Source organism: Legionella sp. (assembly GCF_049790535.1).
Classification (GTDB): domain Bacteria; phylum Pseudomonadota; class Gammaproteobacteria; order Legionellales; family Legionellaceae; genus Legionella.
Window position 1 is genome coordinate 22197 of sequence record NZ_JBAQZB010000153.1, and the last position, 6015, is coordinate 28211.

Here is a 6015-nt window from a genome sequence, read left to right on the forward strand (position 1 = left end):
CCAGATCATTTTATGGTGAGCTTGCTTGTCTTATCTGGTGTGTCGTATTTAATGGCTTGCATCTGTTCTTTAAATTGTTTAAAACTCGTTGTTTCTTTAGTTAAAGAAATTAATGCACGATTTTGATTGAGTTTCTCAAGAAAACGTCCAATGTTGGAATCTTCTTTTTTATTTGATTTATCTTGTTTGATTTGAAGAATATATTCGACTAGTTCAATTTTCTCATCTAAGGTTAGCTTTTTAAATGCTCCTAGAATTTCATCGACTTTTTTTTCAGAAGACCTTGAAAAAAAGTCTTTACGTTTACGAAGACTATCGGTAACTGTTTTGACAACCTCACAGAGTTTAACCACAGCAAAAACCTTTTCTTCTTCGATCTTTAGTGCATCAGATGTTTCAGCATTATTTATTTCTTCAGTTAATCGCTGTTTCTCATCTGAAGTTAGCATCATTTTTTCAATTCCACTAGCGATTAGCAATGATTTTTTATTTTCTAGATCAGTATTAAACTGATGAACTGAAGGTTTATCTTCTACTTGCTGTTTTTCGCTATCAAATTCATCAATATCACTTATATCAACAGAGCTCTCTTCGTCAAAGGTATCAATTCCTGAATCACTTATCGAATCTAGGGAGCTATTTAGGCTTATAGTGCTTCCAAAGCTAGCTCTTTCATCAATTTCAAAATCAGTAGCTTTATCCTCTAAAGACGCAAGTTTAGCAGGTCTGATGATTAAATTGCTAATTACCGTATCTTTATTCTTCGCTTTTTCAATTACCCATTTACCTAAAGTACTTTCATATCCGAATGCCTCGTTAAAAGCAGGAATACTTTCAGGATGCTCTTGAGCTACTGCCTTAGCGGATTGGGTCAAATTATATGCTGCCAGATATTTGCCTGTATTACCTATTTTTTTATCTTTAAAAGCTTGTGCAATTTCTTTATATGCGTGAATTTTTTGTTCAGCGGAAAAATTTTCGTTAACAGGTTTCGTGCTTTTTAAAACAATCCAAAGAGGATTTTCGGTCTTTTGATACAACTTATCCAATATTTGGGCATCAAATCTAGAAGGTTCCAGTGTTAATGTCGTATTTAACTCGTATCCCAAAGCTTTATGGATATCAGTATAAGCTACATTACTTGTAGGAAGTATAATATCGACTTCTCCCTTGATGTTTAACTGAAACATTTCTGGGTAAGTTTTAGTTAATGCAGTTTTTAAATATTCTGAAAAAAACGAGGTGGTTTGCAGTGAGGTATTAATATTAAGGCCTAAAATGTTTCTTAACATCACCGCTTGTTTTTCCCTTATTTTAGTTTTAGCTGCTATCTTACTAAATTCTTCTTCTGCATTTTGGATTGCTGCTTTTTTACTATTATAGGCTTGGACACTGTTTTTTGCTTGATCAATACCTTCGCTAACGTTATTTATTAATTTTTGGATCGCTGAGTTGGTTGTAGTTGGTTTTTCATATGCTGGGATATGATAATCGGGTGCTTTTGCTGCAAAACTGGAAAGTTTTTCGCTTAGCTGTTCTACAGGCATATAGATTCTTGGTAAATTTTGAGCAGGCATAATGGTAAAATCTGAAAAAGCTCGTTTTTGAGTAGATCGTGTGCCTGTAAATAGTACAATTTCGCTTGTTCTTTCTTCTAGATAGTTGTCTAATTTTGATAAATCCTGTAGATACAATTTGTGTATCATTTCAACATTCATTCGTTGGTCTGCTAAATCACCAAGCTGTGTCATAATTTGTTTTGATTCAGGAAGAAGTAGTTTCATCCCTATTTTTTCTATTAGTTCTTCAGGAGTTGCTCCTGTACCGTCATCGTTAATTAATTTCAGTAAGTCGGGCATTGCTGCATAAGTACTCAGCAATGTATCTAATTTCTCTATATAAATATCAAGAATAGCAATTTGCTCTTTTTTATCACTACCACCTTGTTTGCTAACATGATCCCGTAAAATAACTACCAGATTATTTAAGCGTTGCATATCGGTAACAAATTTGACTTCATTCATAATAATTTCTTCAATAGCACTAACGACATTAGAGGCTAAATGGTCTTTGCTATTAGAGAGATTTATTTGTATTCTTATCCATTTATCTGCTTTTGCTTGGGCAGCATTATATCTATCTTGAATTTCACTTCTGGAAAGCATTGTAATTCTCCAAATAAATTTAGACCATATATTGATCAAATTGTAGTATTTTATTTGTTTTAGTCAAAATAATAAATTTTCTATGGGATAAATTCTGATACATGCATAAGCGCTTTTAGATGGGTTTTATGTAAATTTTAAGAGGTTTTAGAAGGATTAATGACTTGTGCAAAAAATTTACTACTTAATTTACATTTGTTGTGCTGGAACTGTCGATTTTTTTGCAAATTTAGGATAAAGTTAAGACACAAAAAAAAGAACGAGGTAGTGCCACATATGTTCAGAAAGTTAAGGGGTGTGTTTTCCAATGATTTATCAATTGACTTGGGAACTGCTAACACATTGATTTATGTAAGGGATAAGGGAATAGTCCTAAACGAGCCATCTGTAGTTGCTTTACGTAATGAGTCTGGTCAAAAACGTGTTGCAGCTGTGGGTCTTGAAGCAAAGCGTATGCTTGGAAGAACTCCTGGTAATATAAATGCGATCAGACCGATGAAAGATGGGGTTATTGCCGACTTTTTTGTTACAGAAAAAATGCTTCAGCATTTCATTCATAAAGTTCATGAAAATAAATTTTTACGTCCCAGTCCTCGTGTTCTGGTTTGTGTCCCTTGTGGTTCGACACAAGTTGAACGTCGCGCAATACGTGAATCTGCAATGGGTGCAGGTGCTCGTGAAGTATTTCTTATTGAAGAACCCATGGCTGCAGCTTTAGGTTCTGGAATGCCTGTAGAGGAAGCCAGTGGCTCTATGGTTGTGGATATTGGTGGTGGCACCACAGAAGTAGCGATTATTTCCTTGAGTGGTATTGTTTATCATCAGTCAGTTCGTGTTGGCGGTGATAAGTTTGATGATGCAATTGTGTCTTATGTGCGTCGTAATTACGGTACGCTAATTGGTGAAACAACAGCTGAGCGGATTAAGCATGAGATTGGATCTGCTTTTCCAAGCCGTGATTTATTTGAAATTGAAGTTCGTGGGAGAAATCTTGCTGAAGGTGTTCCACGGAGTTTTGTATTGACCAGTGCTGAGATTTTAGAGGCTTTGCAAGAACCCTTATCTGGCATTGTGGGTGCTGTGAGGGCTGCTTTAGAATTAGCACCACCTGAGTTGGCTGCCGATATTGCCGAACGCGGCATGATCTTGACTGGAGGCGGTGCATTGTTGAAAAACATCGATGCATTGTTGATGGAAGAAACAGGGCTGCCTGTATTAGTTGCTGAAGATCCGCTGACTTGTGTTGCACGAGGTGGTGGTAAAGCATTAGAAACAATGGACTTGCGTGGCGGTGATTTCCTCTCAACCGAGTAATACTCATAACAGATTATTTAGTAAGAGCGGACATAATCCTATAGGATTTGTGTTGGCTCTTCTTTTTTCTGTTTTTTTAATGTTTTCTGATTATCATTATCGCTATTTAGATAGTGTTCGTAGCGGCTTTTCGTTTATTGTTTCTCCGTTGCAATATGCTGTTGACTACCCTGTGCGTGTTGTTGGCTGGGTGCAATCGTTGGTTGGTGCTAAAAAAGTATTAATCGATGAAAACATTCGTTTGCGTTACCAGCAAACAATACTCGAAGCAGAATTGCAAAAATTGCTTGTTATTCAAAGAGAAAATTTACAACTTAAAGAGTTATTACAAACTTCATCTCAAGCGAATATGAGTGCTATGGCTGCACAAATTCTTGCAGTAGATACCAGTAATTCACGTCAAATTATTGTATTAAATAAGGGCAAACGTGATGGCGTGTATGTGGGGCAACCTATTTTGGATGCAAAGGGAGTGATGGGGCAAATTGTTGATGTGGGACCTTTAACAAGTACTGTATTGCTTATTTCTGACTCGAAAAGTGCTGTTCCGGTGCAAAACAATCGTACTGGAGAGCGCGCAATTCTTATTGGCACAAATGATATTCAGCAACTGTTTTTAATTAATTTACCTAAAACCTCTTCGATTCATCCTGGGGATGTGTTAGTTACCTCAGGTTTGGATAGACGATACCCAGAGGGATATCCCGTTGGTAAGGTAGAGCAAGTTAACAATGTTCCTGGAGAGGATTTTGTTACGGTGAAAGTAGCTCCTGTAGCCCTTCTCAATCGTAGCCGTTTGGTATTATTAATATGGCCAGACAAGGAACAAGAACAATTAACCACACAAATTAATCAGCGTTTAAATGCCAAAGAGACTATGTGATGAAAAATCTTCGTATACGCTTAATCTTGGGATTTGTAATTACACTAATTTTGTCTATATTACCTATGCCTGAATTAATTATCGATTTTAGACCACCATGGGTTTTATTATTTGTTCTTTATATAGAATATTTTTTGCCCGGAAATTTTAACCAGACAAGCTTATTGTTCGTTGGTTTGTTATTGGATGTGTTGCTTGCAACAGTGATTGGTGAGCATTCCTTTGCCTTACTTTTGGTAACATGGATTGCTTCGAGTAAATCACGCCGTTTTCAATTTTTTTCCATGATGCAGCAACTTTTCCTAATAGGATTTTTTTGTTTTTTATATCAAGCGATTATTTGTTTGATCGCAGCATTATTAGGTTTTAATTACAGCTTGTTTATGCCTGTGGCTAGTGCCCTAATTGGGATGTTTCTCTGGCCTTGGATTCGTTTGCTAGGGCAAGACACATTGCTTACACGATTGGTTTATGCCTCTTGAACGAATATTTTCTAGGGATTTGGACGTGAAGACACTTGATTTTCGCAAGGTTTAGAAATCAAGCAGCGCCAAAAAATCAGTATTTTTGAGTCATTAAGGTATATTCCCCTGGCTGTAAGCTTCCTAGAGCCCAATCACCGATGCGATGTCGCACTAACCTTAAAGTAGGAAAACCCACTGCAGCAGTCATTCTACGCACCTGATGGTTTTTTCCTTCTCTTAAAATAAGTTCTAGCCAGCTGGTAGGAATATTTTGTCTGAAGCGCACTGGTGGAGTGCGCGGCCAAAGTTTAGGTTCCTCAATTCTATGGATGACAGCAGGTAAAAAAGAGATGTCTTTAAGAACTAATCCTTTTTTAAGCGGCTCTAAGTCTTCTTCAGTTGGAATTCCTTCAACTTGTACCCAATAATACTTTTTCTTATTAAATTTAGGGTGAGTTAATCGGTGTTGTAATGCTCCATCATCCGTTAATAATAATAAACCTTCACTATTTTTATCCAACCGTCCAGCCGCATAAAAATCAGGCATGGCAATAAATTTTGCTAAGGTATCCTCGTGTTCTTTCCCTGTAAATTGACAGATTACGCCATATGGCTTGTTAAATAGAATGAGTTTGGGCATATAGGTTAAGTATAAAAAATTAAAAATCTTTGCATATAGTAGAGGGATTAAATACCGGGAGCAATCTGTAGGATCATTTTCCATTGAATTTTATTTTTATTACAAATCTTTCGCTGCAGCAGGTAGCTTAATTGAAATTAAAAAGGGACATTTTCATTTTGGTTTGACAAAATTGCTCCTAAAAGTTGTTTTTTTAGGACAATCCTTGTACAATATTTCCAATTTATGTTTTATAATCATTATTATTTATGAAGTATTGTTTGTTAGTGTCATTGATTTTTTGTCAATTTACTTATGCGATGAATTATATTGTGATGGTGGGTGATGAAAAAATAAAAATTAAACACACGGTTGGTAGAGGCAAGACGTTTATTCATGTACATCATAATGAACAAACTGCTTTAAAAGCTGCACAAGAAGTAATTAAGCATGAGGGAGGAAGTCTTATTACGCTTGAACATTCTGGTGGTCGCAACATAGTTTTTCATATAAATCACAAGCGTTATGAATTTGATCCCAATCGTATTTTTACTGATAAAGGCATTAAAA

General features: G+C 36.0%; 5 protein-coding genes and 1 pseudogene. 4 read left to right on the plus strand and 2 right to left on the minus strand.

The features are described 5' to 3' along the window. Positions 1–5: 5 nt before the first annotated feature. The gene (locus WA877_RS10380; RefSeq protein ID WP_425170843.1) at positions 6–2204 is read right to left on the minus strand and encodes a hypothetical protein; all 2199 of its coding nucleotides are present in this window, start codon (positions 2202–2204) and stop codon (positions 6–8) included. 237 nt (positions 2205–2441) lie between these two features. On the opposite strand from WA877_RS10380, the gene WA877_RS10385 reads away from it, so the two are divergent. Genes WA877_RS10385 through mreD form a run of 3 tightly spaced genes read left to right on the plus strand, consistent with a single transcriptional unit; the run spans position 2442 to position 4844 of the window. After that, positions 2442–3479, plus strand: a complete 1038-nt coding sequence (locus WA877_RS10385; protein WP_425170844.1) for a rod shape-determining protein — start codon at positions 2442–2444, stop codon at positions 3477–3479. Next, entirely contained in the window at positions 3457–4362 is a 906-nt protein-coding gene (gene mreC / locus WA877_RS10390) for a rod shape-determining protein MreC (protein WP_425170845.1), read from the plus strand. The genes WA877_RS10385 and mreC overlap by 23 nt, the downstream gene beginning before the upstream one ends. Beyond that, entirely contained in the window at positions 4362–4844 is a 483-nt protein-coding gene (mreD, locus tag WA877_RS10395; protein ID WP_425170846.1) for a rod shape-determining protein MreD, read from the plus strand. The genes mreC and mreD overlap by 1 nt, the downstream gene beginning before the upstream one ends. Before the next feature lie 76 nt (positions 4845–4920). Here mreD and WA877_RS10400 read toward each other — a convergent pair whose 3' ends face one another. Then, positions 4921–5466, minus strand: a complete 546-nt coding sequence (locus WA877_RS10400; RefSeq protein WP_425170847.1) for a pseudouridine synthase — start codon at positions 5464–5466, stop codon at positions 4921–4923. Between the two features lie 248 nt (positions 5467–5714). Here WA877_RS10400 and WA877_RS10405 point away from each other — a divergent pair. Then, positions 5715–6015: pseudogene (locus WA877_RS10405) on the plus strand (protein tyrosine phosphatase); the annotation flags it as partial.